The sequence below is a fragment of the Microbacterium sp. PAMC22086 genome, from assembly GCF_019443525.1.
GTDB lineage: Bacteria > Actinomycetota > Actinomycetes > Actinomycetales > Microbacteriaceae > Microbacterium > Microbacterium maritypicum.
The window spans coordinates 2,442,359-2,457,649 of sequence record NZ_CP080380.1 but is presented as its reverse complement, the minus strand read 5'-3'; the positions used below and the strand labels follow the sequence as shown (position 1 = coordinate 2,457,649).

Sequence of the window (15,291 nt, the reverse complement as noted above, 5' to 3'; positions counted from 1 at the left end):
CCGACCCCGCAGACACACGAACGGAAGTCGCAGCGCATGGCATCTACCGCAGACATCAAGAACGGCGTCGTCCTCAGCATCGACGGGCAGCTCTGGAGCGTCATCGAGTTCCAGCACGTCAAGCCCGGCAAGGGTGGTGCCTTCGTGCGCACCAAGCTGAAGAACGTCGTCTCGGGCAAGACCGTCGACCGCACCTACAACGCCGGCGCGAAGATCGAGATCGAGAACGTCGACCGCCGCGACTACACGTACCTGTACACCGACGGTGACGGCTACGTCTTCATGGACCAGACCGACTTCGACCAGATCACCGTCGGCGCCGCGACAGTCGGCGACGCGAAGCACTTCCTGCTCGAGAACCAGCAGGTGACGATCGCGATGAACAACGGAAACCCACTGTACATCGACCTTCCCGCGTCCGTGATCCTCGAGGTCACCTACACCGAGCCGGGCCTGCAGGGCGACCGCTCCTCGGCCGGCACCAAGCCCGCCACGCTCGAGACCGGCTACGAGATCCAGGTGCCGCTGTTCCTCGAGACCGGCACCAAGGTCAAGGTCGACACCCGCACGGGTGACTACCTCGGCCGCGAGAAGTAAGGCGTGGGCGCCCGGACGAAGGCGCGCAAGCGCGCTCTCGACATTCTCTTCTCCGCCGATGTGCGCGGTGACGATCTCGCCGTGACGCTCGCCGCCGAGGCCAAGCGCGCCGCGAGCGAGCCCGCGCGTGAGGCCTCCTGGCTCTATGCGCGCGAGATCGTCGACGGCATCATCGATTCCCGTGACGAGATCGACGAGCAGATCACGACGCACAGCAGGGACTGGAAGCTGGAGCGGATGCCCGCGGTGGACCGCGCGCTGCTGCGCATCGCGGTGTGGGAGATCCTGTACAACGACGAGGTGCCGACCGCCGTCGCGATCGATGAGGCCGTCGAACTCGCGAAGGAGTTCTCGACCGACGACTCCGGCGCATTCGTGCACGGTGTCCTCGCACGGGTGGCCCGCTCCGCCTGATCCGTCCGAGACGGGGCACTGTCGGCGGTGTGATTGTCGACGGTGCCGGAGAGGATGGCAGTATGTCCCTCTCCCGTGATCCGTCCCCTCCGGAGGGATCGGCGGCGGATTGGCGGAGCATCCTCGGTTCCGCGCGCGATGACGCCGACACGGCGCTCGCGCTCGGCGTCGAACTCCGCGTGCGCGATGGTCGCGGGGCCAACCCGTGGGCCTCGCGTCCGCAGCGCACGGCGACCGCCCGTGACGTCGGGAAGCGCACGGGCGAGATCCTGCTCGGCATCCGCCCGCTCGAGCGGAGCGCGTCGACCGGTGCCTGGGTGCAGGGCGCGGCCACGTGGGACGCGGTGCGCCGTTCCCCCACGCAGTACGGGCGCGATCGCTCGCGGTGGTTCGCTGACCTGCTCAGCATCGCTCGCGACACGCTGCTGTCGGGCACGGCCGGTGATTGGCTGGTCGCCGATCTGATCGAGTCCGGGCTCTTCTGGGGGCATCTGCGCGCCGGCGCGGAGGTTGGCATCCCCCTCGTCGCCACGCAGAAGAGCACCACTGTCGTGCTCGCCGGCGACGCCGCGATCCGGGCTACGGTCGGGAGAGACGACGGGGGCGGGATCGTCGTGCGTCCCGACATCACGATCGATGGTCGCGGTGCAGAGCCCTTCGCCGTCCAGACGATCGGCCACAGCGGCGTGTACGAGATCGCGCAGCAGGGGAGCAGCATCCGGGTGACCCTCGCCGAGGTGCCGATCAGCGAGCCCGTCCATGCCCTTCTCGCTGCCAGGACCGGGCTGGCGGTGCCGGCCCGTGACGAGGCCGCCTTCTTCCGTGATGCGTATCCGCTGCTCGCGCGCCGCATCGAGGTGCGCCCTGTCGGCCGGATCGAGCTGCCGGCGCTGCCTGCACCCCGAGCGGTGATCACGCTGTCCTTCCGCCGCGGCGACACGGTCACCTACACCCTCGAGTGGGAGTATCGCGGCTTCGGGCGGGTGCCGTTCTCTCCCAGCGGCGACGCGGTGCGCGACATCGCGGCCGAGGATGCGCTCCGGGACACGCTGCGGTCCGTCTGGAGAGAGCACCTGGGCGAGGAGCTCACCGCGACCGGCTCCTTCCACGACGTCGCCGCCGCCGAGTTCGTCACCCGCACGGTGCCCGCGCTCGAGGCCGAGGGCGTCACGGTCAGCGTCGAGGGCCGTCGCAAGAGCTACCACGAGCTCACGGGCGAGCCGGAGATCACCGTCTCGACCGTCGAGAGCAGCGATCCCGACTGGTTCGATCTGGGGATCCTGGTCAAGATCGACGGGCGCACCATCCCGTTCGAGCCGCTGTTCATGGCGCTCAGCAAGGGGCGCAAGAAGCTCCTCCTGGTCGACGGCAGCTACTTCTCGCTGAATCACCGTGCGCTCGATCGCCTCCGGGAACTGATCGACGAGTCCGGCGCGCTCGACGAGTGGGAGACCGGTCCGCGGATCAGTCGGTACCAGACCGATCTCTGGGAGGAGTTCGAAGACCTCGCCGATGAGGCGATCCCCGCCGTCTCGTGGCGTGCGACCGCCGACGGTCTGCGCGCGGCCACCTCGGTGCCCCCGGTCGCTGTGCCGTCGGGTATCACGGCCGAACTCCGCCCCTATCAGAAGGAAGGTCTCGACTGGCTCGCCTTCCTGTGGAGCCATCGCCTGGGTGGCATCCTCGCTGACGACATGGGGCTCGGCAAGACGCTCCAGCTCCTGGCCCTCATCGTGCATGCGCGAGAGGCGGGGGAGCGGCGGCCCTTCCTCGCCGTCGTGCCGACATCGGTCCTCGCCACCTGGCGCAGCGAGGCCGAGCACTTCGCGCCCACGCTCCGGGTGCGGCTCCGCGGAAACACCCAGGGTCCCTCGGTCGACGCCAGCATCCGCGACGTCGATCTCCTCATCACCACCTATGCCGTCGCCCGGCTCGACGAGGCCGAGTACGCGCGCGTCGAGTGGGCCGGAATCTTCCTGGACGAGGCGCAGTTCGTCAAGAACCCGGCGACCAAGCTGCACCGCGCCATCGCCTCATTCCGCGCGGATGTGACGTTCGCGGTCACCGGAACGCCGATGGAGAACAGCCTGAGCGAGCTGTGGGCGCTGTTGAAGCTCACCGCTCCGGGGCTCTTCGCCTCGGCGCGGAAGTTCCGCGAGCAGTACATCCAACCCATCGAGCAGGGGAAGGTCCCCGAGAACGAGGAGGGCGGCGCCTACCGTCAGCGTCGCCTCGAGCAGCTTCGTCGGCGGATCCGGCCGCTGCTGCTGCGACGCACGAAGGAGCTCGTGGCACCCGACCTGCCGGCGAAGCAGGAGCAGATCCTCGAGGTCGAGCTCAGCTCCTCCCACCGGGCGCTCTACGACGTCGTGCTGCAGCGCGAACGGCAGAAGGTGCTCGGCCTGCTGGAAGATCTCGACCGCAACCGCTTCATCGTGTTCCGATCGCTCACCCTGATGCGCATGCTCAGCCTGGCCCCGGGGCTCATCGACGCCGCGGATGCGAAGATCGGCTCGCGCAAGCTCGATGTGCTGCTCGAGCGCGTGATCGAGTTGCAGGCTGAAGGGCATCGCGCGCTCGTGTTCAGCCAGTTCACGTCGTTCCTCGACCTCGCCGCGGCCCGCCTCGACGCCGCCGGCATCCCCTACGCGCACCTGGACGGGTCGACGCGCCACCGCCAGAAGGTCGTCGAGAGCTTCACATCGGGAGTGCAACCGGTCTTCCTGATCAGCCTCAAGGCCGGCGGATTCGGCCTCACCCTGACCGAGGCCGACTACGTCTTCCTGCTCGATCCGTGGTGGAATCCGGCGGCCGAGGCGCAGGCCGTCGATCGCACGCACCGCATCGGTCAGGTCAGCCAGGTGTTCGTCTACCGGATGATCTCCACCGGCACGATCGAGGAGAAGGTGCTCGACCTGCAGCGCCGCAAAGCGCGGCTGTTCACGGCCGTGCTCGACGATGAGGCGCTGTTCGCGCAGTCGCTCTCCGCCGACGACATCCGCGGCCTGTTCGAGGACTGACCGGATTACTCACGGCCGGGTCGACCGGGCGCACAGGGAGCCGTCGGTACAATCGAACGGTTCACTTTCGGGAGGAATGCAATGCGGATCACGGGACTCGGCCACGCCGGGATGTTCATCGAGACGGTCGGCGGGAACATCATCTGCGACCCGGTCCTCGGACCCTCGTTCTACGGATCCTGGTTCCCGTTCCCCGACAACCGTGGTCTGGACTGGGAGCGCTTCGGACGCGAGGCCGATTTCCTCTGGATCTCGCACCGGCACCGCGACCACTTCGACCCGCGGCTCCTGGAGCGCTACATCCGCAAGGACATCGAGGTGCTGCTTCCGGAGTATCCGACCGATGACCTCGAGAAGGACATCCGCGCCCTCGGCTACACGAACATCACCTACGCTCCTGCCGGCCAGGTGATCCAGCGCGGTGAGCTCAAGATGATGATCACGCCGCTGCGCGCGCCCAGCGACGGCCCCATCGGCGACTCCTCCCTGAGCGTCGACGACGGCACCGGCTCGATCCTGAACCAGAACGACTCGCACCCGCTCGACCTCGAGAAGCTGCTCGACTTCGGCAAGCCCGACGCCTACTTCACCCAGGTGTCCGGTGCGATCTGGTGGCCCATGGTCTACGACCTGCCGCTGGACGCCAAGCAGAACTTCGCCCGGCTCAAGCGCGAGGCGCAGAACAAGCGCGCGATGTACTACATCGAGAAGGTCGATGCCCCGCACGTCTTCCCGATGGCAGGGCCCCCCATGTTCCTGCGTGACGACCTGTTCGACTTCAACGGTCTCGGCAAGAACGGCGAGTCGATCTTCACGGACCAGAAGCAGTTCCTCGCGCACATGAAGGAGCTCGCGCCGCAGTACGACGGTCAGCTCTTCATCCCCGGCACGGTCGTCACGATCGACGGGGGAGAGGTCACGAGTGAGCAGACGCTCTACACCGAGGCCGAGATCGCGCACATCTTCGATGAGAAGTGGGAGTACCTCGAGGAACAGCGCGCGAGCCGACAGCAGGAGATCCGCGACGAGGAGGCGTCTCGTGCCGAGATCATCCCGCCCGCAGAGATGCTCGAGGCGATCAAGACCTGGTGGGAACCGCTGCTGAAGAAGTCCCGCACCATCCGGCTCGGTGTCGGCGGTTGCGTGCGCTTCCGCATCGGCGAGCTCGACATGGTGGTCGACTTCCCCCGCGCGAAGGTCCGCGAGTACGCGGGCGAGGAGTGCGTGTACTGGTACACGATCCCCGCCGACCTGGTCTCGACGAACATCGTCGATCACGAGATCGACTGGTCCAACTCGATCTTCCTCTCGATGCAGTTCTCGGTGGGCCGCAGTGGCAAGTTCAACGAGTTCCTCACCACGTTCCTCAAGTGCCTCTCGGTCGATCGGATCGAGTACGTGGAGAACTGGTACCAGGAGCAGACCGACCAGACCGAAGATACCGAGATCGGCGACTGGGTCGTTCAGCGCCGCTGCCCGCACCTGCGCGCCGACCTCACCCGCACGGGCACGGTCGACGAGGACGGGATCCTCACGTGCAGCATGCACGACTGGAAGTGGGATCTGAAGACCGGCCGCTGCCTCTCCACCGCCGGCCACCCGATCCGCTCGTCGAAGATCGACGAGGTCACCGATCCGGTCCTGCAGGAAGCGAGCTGATCCGCCGGAGCCTGCGCTCCGATAGACTTTCGTCACAAGCAACCTTTAACACCGTCCTGTGAGGCGGAGAAGGGAGCGGCCGATGAGCATGCGCACTGTGCTGCACGAAGCCGACATCTCACGAGCGCTGACCCGTATCGCCCACGAGATCCTCGAATCCAATCGAGGTGCCGAGAACCTCGTCCTGCTGGGCATTCCGACCCGCGGCGTCACTCTCGCCCATCGCCTCGGCCTGCTGATCAGCGAGATCGCGCAGCAGTCGGTCCCCGTCGGCGCGCTCGATGTCACGCTCTTCCGCGACGACCTCGCCAAGCACCCGACGCGTTCCCCGCGGCCCACCGAGATCCCGGTGGGCGGAATCGACGGCAAGACGGTCGTGCTCGTCGATGACGTGCTCTTCTCCGGCCGCAGCATCCGTGCCGCTCTCGACGCCATCCAGTCGATCGGACGCCCCGCCGTCGTGCGCCTGGCGATCCTCGTCGACCGCGGACACCGCGAGCTCCCGATCCGCCCCGACTTCATCGGCAAGAACATCCCCTCCGCCCGCACCGAGCGGGTCAACGTGCGCCTCTTCGAGAACGACGGGGCCGAGGAGGTGACGATCGGCGAATGAGACACCTCCTCGACACCCGCACCCTCGATCGGGCGACCGCCCTGCGCATCCTCGATGTCGCCGAGGACATGTCCGACACGCAGTCGCGTGAGGTCAAGAAGCTCCCGACGCTGCGCGGCAAGACCGTGGTGAACCTCTTCTTCGAGGATTCGACACGCACCCGCATCTCGTTCGAGGCCGCCGCCAAGCGCCTCTCCGCGGATGTCATCAACTTCGCGGCGAAGGGTTCCAGCGTCTCGAAGGGGGAGAGCCTGAAGGACACCGCGCAGACGCTCGAGGCCATCGGCGCCGACGCGGTCGTGGTCCGCCACCCTGGATCCGGCGCCCCGCAGACGCTCGCCACCAGCGGCTGGATTTCCGCCGGCGTCGTCAACGCCGGAGACGGCACGCACGAGCACCCGACGCAGGCCCTGCTCGACGCCTTCACCATCCGCAAGCGCCGCTTCGGCGCCGAGAGCCGCGGTCGCGATCTGAGCGGACTGCGGGTCGTGATCGTCGGCGACGTGCTGCATTCGCGGGTCGCCCGCTCCAACGTCTGGCTGCTCACCACGCTCGGAGCAGAGGTCACCCTGGTCGCGCCGCCGACCTTGGTGCCGCAGAACGTGTCGCTCTGGCCGGTCCGCGTGGTATACGACCTCGATGAGGCTCTGGCCGAGGACCCGGACGCGGTGATGATGCTGCGCATCCAGCTGGAACGCATGAACGCTGCATATTTCCCGACTGAGCGGGAGTATTCCCGTCGATGGGGTCTGGACGCACGGCGTGTGGCCGGTCTTCCGGCAGGTAGCATTGTCATGCACCCCGGACCCATGAACCGGGGACTGGAGATCTCCTCCGAAGCTGCCGATTCCCCCCGCTCGACGGTGCTGGAACAGGTCACGAACGGGGTCTCCGTCCGCATGGCGGTGCTGTACCTGCTGCTGGCAGGAGAACGAGACGACGAACGAGGGGGAGACCTGTGAACGAGACCCTCGTCATCACCGGTGCACAGCTGCTCGGTGCCGAGAGCGCCGACATCATGATCGAAGACGGCCGGATCGCCGAGATCGGCACCGGGCTCACGCGCTCCGGCGCGCGCGTCATCGACGCGGCAGGGCTGGTCGCCCTTCCGGGACTCGTCGATCTGCACACGCATCTGCGCGAGCCCGGCTACGAGGCTTCCGAGACGATCCTCACGGGAACGAGGGCGGCGGCCGCCGGTGGCTTCACCGCCGTCTTCGCGATGCCCAACACCTCGCCGGTCGCCGACACCGCCGGCGTCGTCGAGCAGGAGCTCGCGCTCGGCGAAGCGGCCGGCTACGCCACGGTGCAGCCCATCGGCGCCGTGACGGTCGGACAGAAGGGCGAGCGCCTCGCCGAGCTGGGAGCGATGGCCACGTCCCGCGCACAGGTCCGCGTCTTCAGCGACGACGGCTTCTGCGTGTTCGATCCGCTCATCATGCGCCGCGCGCTGGAGTACGTGAAGTCGTTCGACGGCGTCATCGCCCAGCATGCGCAGGACCCCCGCCTCACCGAGGGCGCGCAGATGAACGAGGGCACGGTCTCGGCCGAGCTCGGCCTGGCCGGATGGCCCGCCGTCGCCGAGGAGTCGATCATCGCCCGCGACGTGCTGCTGGCCGAGCACGTCGGATCGCGGCTGCACGTGTGCCACCTCTCGACCGCGGGCTCGGTGGACATCATCCGCTGGGCCAAGAAGCGCGGCATCAACGTCACCGCCGAGGTCACCCCTCACCACCTGCTCCTCACCGACGAGCTCGTGCGCGGGTACGACGCGCGCTACAAGGTCAATCCTCCGCTGCGTAGGGAAGAGGATGTGCTCGCCGTGCGCGAGGGCCTCGCCGACGGCACGATCGACATCGTCGCCACCGACCACGCGCCGCACCCGAGCGAGCACAAGGCGTGCGAGTGGCAGGCCGCGGCGAACGGCATGGTGGGACTGGAGAGCGCCCTGCGCGTCGTGCACCAGTCGATGGTGCAGACCGGGCTTCTCGAGTGGTCGGACATCGCACGGGTGATGAGCGCAGCACCGGCACGGATCGGACAGCTGGCAGGTCACGGCACGCCGCTCGAGGTCGGTCAGCCTGCCCAGCTCACGCTCTACGACGCCTCGGTCGACGGCGTGTTCACGGAAGCCGACCTCCACGGTCGGAGCGTGAACTCGCCCTACCTCGGCCGCGACCTCCCCGGACGCGTGCAGTACACGATCCACGGCGGTGTCCTCACCGTCGACGGCGGAAGCGTCGTCGAGGAGCTTCGCGCATGAGCGCTCGGGACCTCGCCGTCGCGATCACGATCGCGGTCGCGCTCCTGGTGCTGCTGGTGATGCTCCTGGCCTGGCGACGACGAATCCGCCGCGACTCCGTGTTCACGGCCCCGCTGGGGGTTCCGGAGCACGCGGAGGTCTTCCGCCGCGACGAGGTGCTCTACGTGTCGACGACACGGCACGAGCAGCCGCTCGAGCGTCTCGCGGTGTCGCCTCTCGCGTACCGGGCCCGTGGTGAGCTGGCGGTCACGGATCGCGGCATCGCCCTCTGCCTCGATGGCGCGCCGACGGTCTTCCTCGCGAACGACCGCCTCGTCGCCATCGACCGCGCCACGGTCACGATCGACCGCGTCGTGGAGCCCGGCGGCCTCGTGCGCCTCGCCTGGAGCATCGACGACGAGACGGTCGTCGACAGCTATCTGCGCCTCGCCACCGGCGACCCTCAGAACCTCATCTCCGACCTGCAGCGGCTCGTCCCCGCCGCCCCCGACACAGGAGCAACGTCATGACCCTTTCGACATCCTCCGGGCAGGCCTCCGCGGCCCAGCTCCCCGATCCCGCCGTCCTGGTCCTGGAAGACGGCACCCGACACATCGGACGCGCCTACGGCGCGCGCGGTCGCACACTGGGCGAAGTCGTCTTCGCGACCGGCATGTCCGGATACCAGGAGACCATCACCGATCCCTCCTACGCGGGGCAGATCGTCCTGCAGACGGCACCGCACATCGGCAACACCGGCATGAACGATGAAGATGCCGAATCGCGCCGCATCTGGGTCGCCGGCTACATCGTGCGCGACCCTTCGCGCGTCGTGTCGAACTGGCGGGCGAACGCCTCGCTCGACGACGTGCTCGTCGAGGACGGAGTCGTCGGCATCAGCGGCATCGACACCCGTTCGATCACCCGGCACATCCGCTCGGCCGGCTCCATGCGCGGGGGGATCTTCTCCGGGGCGGATGCGGCGCTCGACCCGCAGGAGCAGGTGCGCATCGTCCGCGAAGCTCCCGAGATGGCCGGACGCAATCTGTCCGCCGAGGTCTCGGTCGACGTCGCGACCGTGACGACCGCCATGGGCGAGCGCATCGGCAACCTCGCCGTGCTCGATCTCGGTGTGAAGCAGGCGACGATCGACAACCTCGCCGCCCGCGGCTTCGAGGTGCATGTGCTGCCGCAGAACGTGACGATCGACGATATCCGCGCTGTCGATCCCGTCGCGGTGTTCTACTCGAACGGTCCCGGCGACCCCGCGGCCTCCGGTGATCACGTCGAGCTGCTGCGCTCGGTGCTCGATGCGGGGCTGCCGTTCTTCGGGATCTGCTTCGGCAACCAGCTGCTCGGGCGCGCCCTGGGCCTCGGCACCTACAAGCTGCCGTTCGGGCACCGCGGCATCAACCAGCCGGTGCTGGACAAGCAGACCGGCAGGGTCGAGATCACGGCGCACAACCACGGCTTCGCGGTCGAGGCTCCGATCGAGGGCACCTTCGACAGCCCGAACGGCTACGGCAAGGTCGAGGTCAGCCACGTCGGCCTCAACGACAACGTGGTCGAGGGACTCCGCGCCCTCGACATCCCCGCCTTCTCGGTGCAGTACCACCCCGAGGCCGCAGCAGGCCCGCACGACGCCAACTACCTCTTCGACAGGTTCCGCGACCTCGTCATCGCAAGCCAGAAGGACTCCAAGTAATGCCCAAGCGCGACGACATCAACTCCGTCCTCGTCATCGGATCCGGCCCGATCGTCATCGGTCAGGCGTGCGAGTTCGACTACTCCGGCACCCAGGCGTGCCGCGTGCTGCGCGAGGAGGGCGTCCGGGTCATCCTGGTCAACTCCAACCCGGCCACGATCATGACCGATCCCGACTTCGCCGATGCGACCTACATCGAGCCGATCACGTGGCAGGTCATCGAGACGATCATCGCCAAGGAGCGGCCCGACGCGATCCTGCCGACGCTCGGCGGGCAGACCGCGCTGAACGCCGCGATCGAGCTGCACAACCACGGCATCCTCGAGAAGTACGACGTCGAGCTCATCGGCGCCAGCTTCGAGGCGATCAACAAGGGCGAGGATCGTCAGATCTTCAAGCAGCTGGTCCTCGATGCGGGGGCCGACGTGGCGGACTCGCGCATCGCGCACACGATGGATGAGGTGCTGGCGGCCGCCGATGAGCTCGGCTACCCGATGGTGGTCCGTCCGAGCTTCACGATGGGTGGCCTCGGCTCCGGATTCGCGTACGACGAGGAGGATCTGCGTCGCATCGCCGGCGCGGGCCTGCGCGACTCGCCCACCACCGAGGTGCTCCTGGAGGAGTCCATCCTCGGCTGGAAGGAGTACGAGCTCGAGCTCATGCGCGACACGGCCGACAACACCGTCGTCGTCTGCTCGATCGAGAACGTCGACCCCGTCGGCGTGCACACGGGCGACTCGATCACGGTCGCTCCCGCGCTCACCCTCACCGACCGCGAGTACCAGAAGATGCGCGACATCGGCATCGACATCATCCGCGCCGTCGGCGTCGACACCGGCGGTTGCAACATCCAGTTCGCGGTGGACCCGACCAACGGTCGCATCATCGTCATCGAGATGAACCCGCGCGTCTCGCGCTCCAGCGCTCTGGCGTCCAAGGCCACCGGATTCCCGATCGCCAAGCTCGCAGCCAAGCTGGCCCTGGGCTACCGTCTCGACGAGATCCCGAACGACATCACGGGTGTCACGCCGGCGAGCTTCGAGCCGACGCTCGACTACGTCGTCGTGAAGGTTCCGCGCTTCGCGTTCGAGAAGTTCCCGGCCGCCGACGCGACGCTGACCACGACCATGAAGTCCGTGGGCGAGGCCATGGCGATCGGCCGCAACTACGCGACTGCCCTGCAGAAGGCGCTCCGCTCGCTGGAGAAGCGCGGATCGAGCTTCCACTGGGGCGCCGAGGAGCGCTCGGTGGAGGAGCTTCTCGAGATCTCGAAGGTTCCGACGGACGGCCGGATCGTGACGCTGCAGCAGGCGCTGCGCAAGGGCGCGACGGTCGAGCAGGCCTTCGACGCGACGGCGATCGACCCGTGGTTCCTCGACCAGATCGTGCTGATCAACGAGGTCGCCGAGATCGTGCGCACCGCGTCCGAGCTCGACGCGGCGATTCTTCGCTACGCCAAGGAGCACGGCTTCTCCGACGCGCAGCTCGCCGAGATCCGCGGCATCTCCGAAGCGGAGGTCAGGGGCGTGCGTCACGGCCTCGGCATCCGCCCGGTGTACAAGACGGTCGACACCTGCGCCGGCGAGTTCCCCGCCCTCACCCCGTACCACTACTCGAGCTACGACTTCGAGACCGAGGTCGCGCCGTCGGATCGCACCAAGGTGGTCATCATCGGCTCCGGACCGAACCGCATCGGCCAGGGTGTCGAGTTCGACTACTCGTGCGTGCACGCGTCGTTCGCGCTGTCGGATGCCGGGTTCGAGACCGTCATGGTCAACTGCAACCCGGAGACGGTCTCGACCGACTACGACACCTCTGACCGCCTGTACTTCGAGCCGCTGACGCTCGAGGACGTGCTGGAGGTGCTCGACGCCGAAGCCGCGAGCGGCACCATCCTCGGTGTCGTGTGCCAGCTCGGCGGGCAGACGCCGCTCGGACTCGCGAAGGGCATCGAGGCCGCCGGTTACACCGTTCTCGGAACCAGCCCCGAGGCGATCGACCTGGCGGAGGAACGCGAGCTCTTCTCCCGTCTGCTCGATGACGCAGGTCTCGTCGCGCCGCGCAACGGCACCGCGATCGATGTCGAAGGCGCCGTACGTATCGCCGAGGAGATCGGCTACCCGGTGCTGGTGCGTCCGAGCTTCGTGCTCGGCGGCCGCGGCATGGAGATCGTCTACGACACCGCGTCGCTGCGCGACTACTTCGTGCGCACCGCGGGGGAGGTCGTCATCGAGGAGGGCAAGCCCCTTCTCGTCGATCGCTTCCTCGACGACGCGATCGAGCTCGACGTCGACGCGCTCTACGACGGAACCGACCTGTACATCGGCGGCGTCATGGAGCACCTCGAAGAGGCCGGCATCCACTCGGGCGACTCCAGCTGCACGCTGCCGCCGGTCTCGCTCGGCCGCACCGACGTCGACCGGGTGCGCGAGGCCACACTCGCGATCGCCGAGGGCGTGGGAGTGCGTGGACTGCTCAACGTGCAGTTCGCCATCAGCGCCGGAGTGCTCTACGTGATCGAGGCGAACCCGCGTGCGAGCCGCACCGTGCCGTTCGTGTCGAAGGCGCTCGGTATCCCCATGGCCAAGGCGGCGAGCCGCGTGATGACCGGTTCCACGATCGCGGAGCTGCGCGCGGAGGGCCTGCTTCCCGAGCAGGACGGCTCCCGCGTCCCGCTCGACGCACCGGTGTCGGTCAAGGAGGCCGTGCTCCCGTTCAAGCGGTTCCGCACCGCCGACGGCAAGACGGTCGACTCCGTGCTCGGACCGGAGATGCGCTCCACCGGTGAGGTCATGGGCATCGACCGCGACTTCCCGACAGCGTTCGCGAAGAGCCAGGCGGCGGCCTATGGCGGCATGCCCACGTCGGGAACCGTGTTCATCTCGGTCGCCGACTCGGACAAGCGTGCGGTCATCCTGCCCGCGCACCGCCTGCAGCAGCTCGGCTTCACGATCGTCGCGACCGAGGGTACAGCCGAGATCCTCTCGCGCAACGGCATCGCCGTCACGGTCGTCGAGAAGTACAGTGCGACGCAGGAGTCCGGGGCCAAGAACATCGTCGACCTCATCAACGAGGGCGCGATCGACATCGTCGTGAACACTCCGTCCGGCGGCGCCGCTCGCGCCGACGGCTACGAGATCCGCGCCGCAGCGGTGGCCGCCGACAAGGCCCTGTTCACCACGATGGCCGTGCTCGGTGCCGCCGTGAGCGGAATGGACGCCGCCCACGAGGGCTTCCAGGTGAAGAGCCTCCAGGAGTACGCGCTGGACCGGAAGGCGGCGCTGTGAGCGAACGCTTCGGCGAGCGGGTGCGCTCCGCCCTCCGGGCGAAGGGACCGCTCTGCCTCGGCATCGACCCCCACGCCGCGCTGCTCGCGGCGTGGGGGTTGGCCGACGACGCGCAGGGCGTCCGCGAGTTCGGCCTGCGCACGGTCGAGGCGGCTGCAGGGAAGGTCGCCGTCGTGAAGCCGCAGGTGTCGTTCTTCGAGCGCTTCGGCTCTCGAGGCATCGCGGCGCTCGAAGATGTTCTGGCCGCTACGCGCGCTGCCGGACTGATCGTGATCGCCGACGCCAAGCGGGGCGACATCGGATCGACGATGGACGACTACGCGCGTGCGTGGCTCACGCCGGGTTCGCCGCTGGAGGCGGATGCCCTCACCGTGAGCCCATTCCTCGGGGTGGGTGCTCTCGACGGGACCTTCGCCGTGGCCGAGAAGAACGGAAAAGGTCTGTTCGTGCTGGCGGCTACCAGCAACCCCGAGGCGGAAGGGCTGCAGCGGTCCACGGACTCCGCCGGCATCACGGTGTCGGCAGCGGTCATCTCCGAGGTCTCTGCGCGCAACGCCGAGTCGTCTGCCGCGGGGGAGTGGGGGAGCTTCGGATTCGTCATCGGCGCGACCGTCGACTGGACCAGGGCCGGTATCGAGCCGTTCACGCCGGCAGCGCCGATCCTCGCTCCGGGTTTCGGTGCGCAGGGGGCCACGCCGGCTGATCTCCGTCCGCGTTTCGGGACGATGTCGGCAGCAGTGATCGCGAGTGAGAGCCGCAGCATCCTCTCCGCCGGTCCGGCCGATCTGATGGAGGCCATCTCCGCACGCGCGGCCGAGTATCGCGAGGTGGCCGGTGTCTGACGCACAGCGCACGGTCCCCGAGGTCGACAGGGCTGCAGCGGCGCGCCGCGCCGTGGAGCGTCGCCGCGCCAGGGCCTCGGTCAAGCGCGACCTCACGATGCGCGTGGTGACACCGCAGGCCGTTCTTCATCGTGCGAGCGCCGACGCCGATTCGGCGGAGGGCTCGATGCGCATCACCGACTTCCTGCTGGCACTTCCCGCGATCGGCGCTGGCAAGCGCGACCGGGTGCTCGAGGAGCTGCACATCTCGCCGGTCAAGCGTCTCGGTGGGCTCGGCGCGCGCCAGCGCCGGGTGCTGGAGTCGTGGCTCGACTCGCGCTTCCCGGTGCCGACGCCTCGTGGTGCCCGGAGCCGGCTGCTGGTCCTGGCAGGGCCCACCGCCGTGGGCAAGGGCACGGTCGCCGCGCACATCCGCGAGCACAACCCGGAGATCCACCTGTCGGTCTCGGCGACGACCAGGCCCCCGCGCCCGGGCGAGATCGACGGCGTGCACTACTACTTCGTCGACGACGCGGAGTTCGACCGGCTCATCGCCGACGACGAACTGCTCGAGTACGCCGTGGTGCACAACCGCTCCCGGTACGGCACGCCGCGCGCGCCGATCGATGCCGCGCTGGCCGAGGGCAAGACGGTCCTGCTCGAGATCGACCTGCAGGGTGCGCGTCAGGTGCGTCGCGCCGAACCCGCCGCGACACTGATCTTCCTGCTGCCTCCGAGCTGGGATGAACTCGTCCATCGGCTGGTCGGACGAGGCACCGAAGACGCCGAGGAGAGGGCCAGACGACTGCGCACCGCGAAGGTCGAACTCGCCGCTCAGAACGAGTTCGATCACCTCATCGTGAACGAGGACGTCGCCACGGCGGCTCACGAGGTCGTAGAATTGTCTACAAGCTCTGCGCGCTGAGAGTCTTC

12 protein-coding genes are annotated in these 15,291 nt (G+C 68.2%); all 12 read left to right on the top strand.

Annotated elements, in window-relative coordinates; all coding sequences use genetic code 11:
- The first annotated feature begins 36 nt into the window (after positions 1-36).
- The 12 genes from efp (at position 37) to gmk (ending at position 15,283) form a co-directional block, all read left to right on the top strand.
- Positions 37-597, top strand: a complete 561-nt coding sequence (efp, locus tag KY497_RS12215; RefSeq protein WP_017830556.1) for an elongation factor P — start codon at positions 37-39, stop codon at positions 595-597.
- Between the two features lie 3 nt (positions 598-600).
- A complete protein-coding gene (gene nusB / locus KY497_RS12210; protein WP_055868103.1) occupies positions 601-1,011 on the top strand; it encodes a transcription antitermination factor NusB in 411 nt (136 codons plus the stop codon).
- A 62-nt stretch (positions 1,012-1,073) separates the two neighbouring features.
- Entirely contained in the window at positions 1,074-4,031 is a 2,958-nt protein-coding gene (locus tag KY497_RS12205) for a DEAD/DEAH box helicase (RefSeq protein WP_219869149.1), read from the top strand.
- An 81-nt stretch (positions 4,032-4,112) separates the two neighbouring features.
- Complete coding sequence (locus KY497_RS12200; RefSeq protein ID WP_218682462.1) at positions 4,113-5,690, top strand: Rieske 2Fe-2S domain-containing protein; 1,578 nt, start codon at positions 4,113-4,115, stop codon at positions 5,688-5,690.
- Positions 5,691-5,772: 82 nt separating this feature from the next.
- Entirely contained in the window at positions 5,773-6,303 is a 531-nt protein-coding gene (gene pyrR / locus KY497_RS12195) for a bifunctional pyr operon transcriptional regulator/uracil phosphoribosyltransferase PyrR (protein ID WP_017830560.1), read from the top strand.
- Positions 6,300-7,265 carry an aspartate carbamoyltransferase catalytic subunit gene (locus KY497_RS12190; protein ID WP_017830561.1) on the top strand — a complete coding sequence of 322 codons (966 nt, stop codon included), beginning with the start codon at positions 6,300-6,302 and terminating at the stop codon, positions 7,263-7,265. Before pyrR ends, KY497_RS12190 begins: the two co-directional genes overlap by 4 nt.
- 56 nt (positions 7,266-7,321) lie before the next feature.
- On the top strand, positions 7,322-8,566 hold the full coding sequence (locus KY497_RS12185) for a dihydroorotase (RefSeq protein ID WP_375140930.1): 1,245 nt from the start codon (positions 7,322-7,324) through the stop codon (positions 8,564-8,566).
- The gene (locus tag KY497_RS12180) at positions 8,563-9,075 is read left to right on the top strand and encodes a hypothetical protein (RefSeq protein ID WP_219869147.1); all 513 of its coding nucleotides are present in this window, start codon (positions 8,563-8,565) and stop codon (positions 9,073-9,075) included. The genes KY497_RS12185 and KY497_RS12180 overlap by 4 nt, the downstream gene beginning before the upstream one ends.
- Positions 9,072-10,250, top strand: a complete 1,179-nt coding sequence (gene carA, locus KY497_RS12175; protein WP_055868118.1) for a glutamine-hydrolyzing carbamoyl-phosphate synthase small subunit — start codon at positions 9,072-9,074, stop codon at positions 10,248-10,250. The genes KY497_RS12180 and carA overlap by 4 nt, the downstream gene beginning before the upstream one ends.
- Positions 10,250-13,537 carry a carbamoyl-phosphate synthase large subunit gene (carB, locus tag KY497_RS12170; protein ID WP_219869146.1) on the top strand — a complete coding sequence of 1,096 codons (3,288 nt, stop codon included), beginning with the start codon at positions 10,250-10,252 and terminating at the stop codon, positions 13,535-13,537. The genes carA and carB overlap by 1 nt, the downstream gene beginning before the upstream one ends.
- A complete protein-coding gene (gene pyrF / locus KY497_RS12165) occupies positions 13,534-14,379 on the top strand; it encodes an orotidine-5'-phosphate decarboxylase (protein WP_219869145.1) in 846 nt (281 codons plus the stop codon). The genes carB and pyrF overlap by 4 nt, the downstream gene beginning before the upstream one ends.
- Positions 14,372-15,283 (top strand): guanylate kinase, encoded by a 912-nt coding sequence (gmk, locus tag KY497_RS12160; protein ID WP_219869144.1) that lies wholly within the window; start codon positions 14,372-14,374, stop codon positions 15,281-15,283. The genes pyrF and gmk overlap by 8 nt, the downstream gene beginning before the upstream one ends.
- Positions 15,284-15,291: the final 8 nt, after the last annotated feature.

Coding starts and splice junctions, on each gene's coding strand:
- efp (WP_017830556.1), top strand. CDS start 37: ATGGCATCTACCGCAGACATCAAGAACGGCGTCGTCCTCAGCATCGAC.
- KY497_RS12205 (WP_219869149.1), top strand. CDS start 1,074: ATGTCCCTCTCCCGTGATCCGTCCCCTCCGGAGGGATCGGCGGCGGAT.
- KY497_RS12200 (WP_218682462.1), top strand. CDS start 4,113: ATGCGGATCACGGGACTCGGCCACGCCGGGATGTTCATCGAGACGGTC.
- pyrR (WP_017830560.1), top strand. CDS start 5,773: ATGAGCATGCGCACTGTGCTGCACGAAGCCGACATCTCACGAGCGCTG.
- KY497_RS12190 (WP_017830561.1), top strand. CDS start 6,300: ATGAGACACCTCCTCGACACCCGCACCCTCGATCGGGCGACCGCCCTG.
- KY497_RS12185 (WP_375140930.1), top strand. CDS start 7,322: ATGATCGAAGACGGCCGGATCGCCGAGATCGGCACCGGGCTCACGCGC.
- KY497_RS12180 (WP_219869147.1), top strand. CDS start 8,563: ATGAGCGCTCGGGACCTCGCCGTCGCGATCACGATCGCGGTCGCGCTC.
- carA (WP_055868118.1), top strand. CDS start 9,072: ATGACCCTTTCGACATCCTCCGGGCAGGCCTCCGCGGCCCAGCTCCCC.
- carB (WP_219869146.1), top strand. CDS start 10,250: ATGCCCAAGCGCGACGACATCAACTCCGTCCTCGTCATCGGATCCGGC.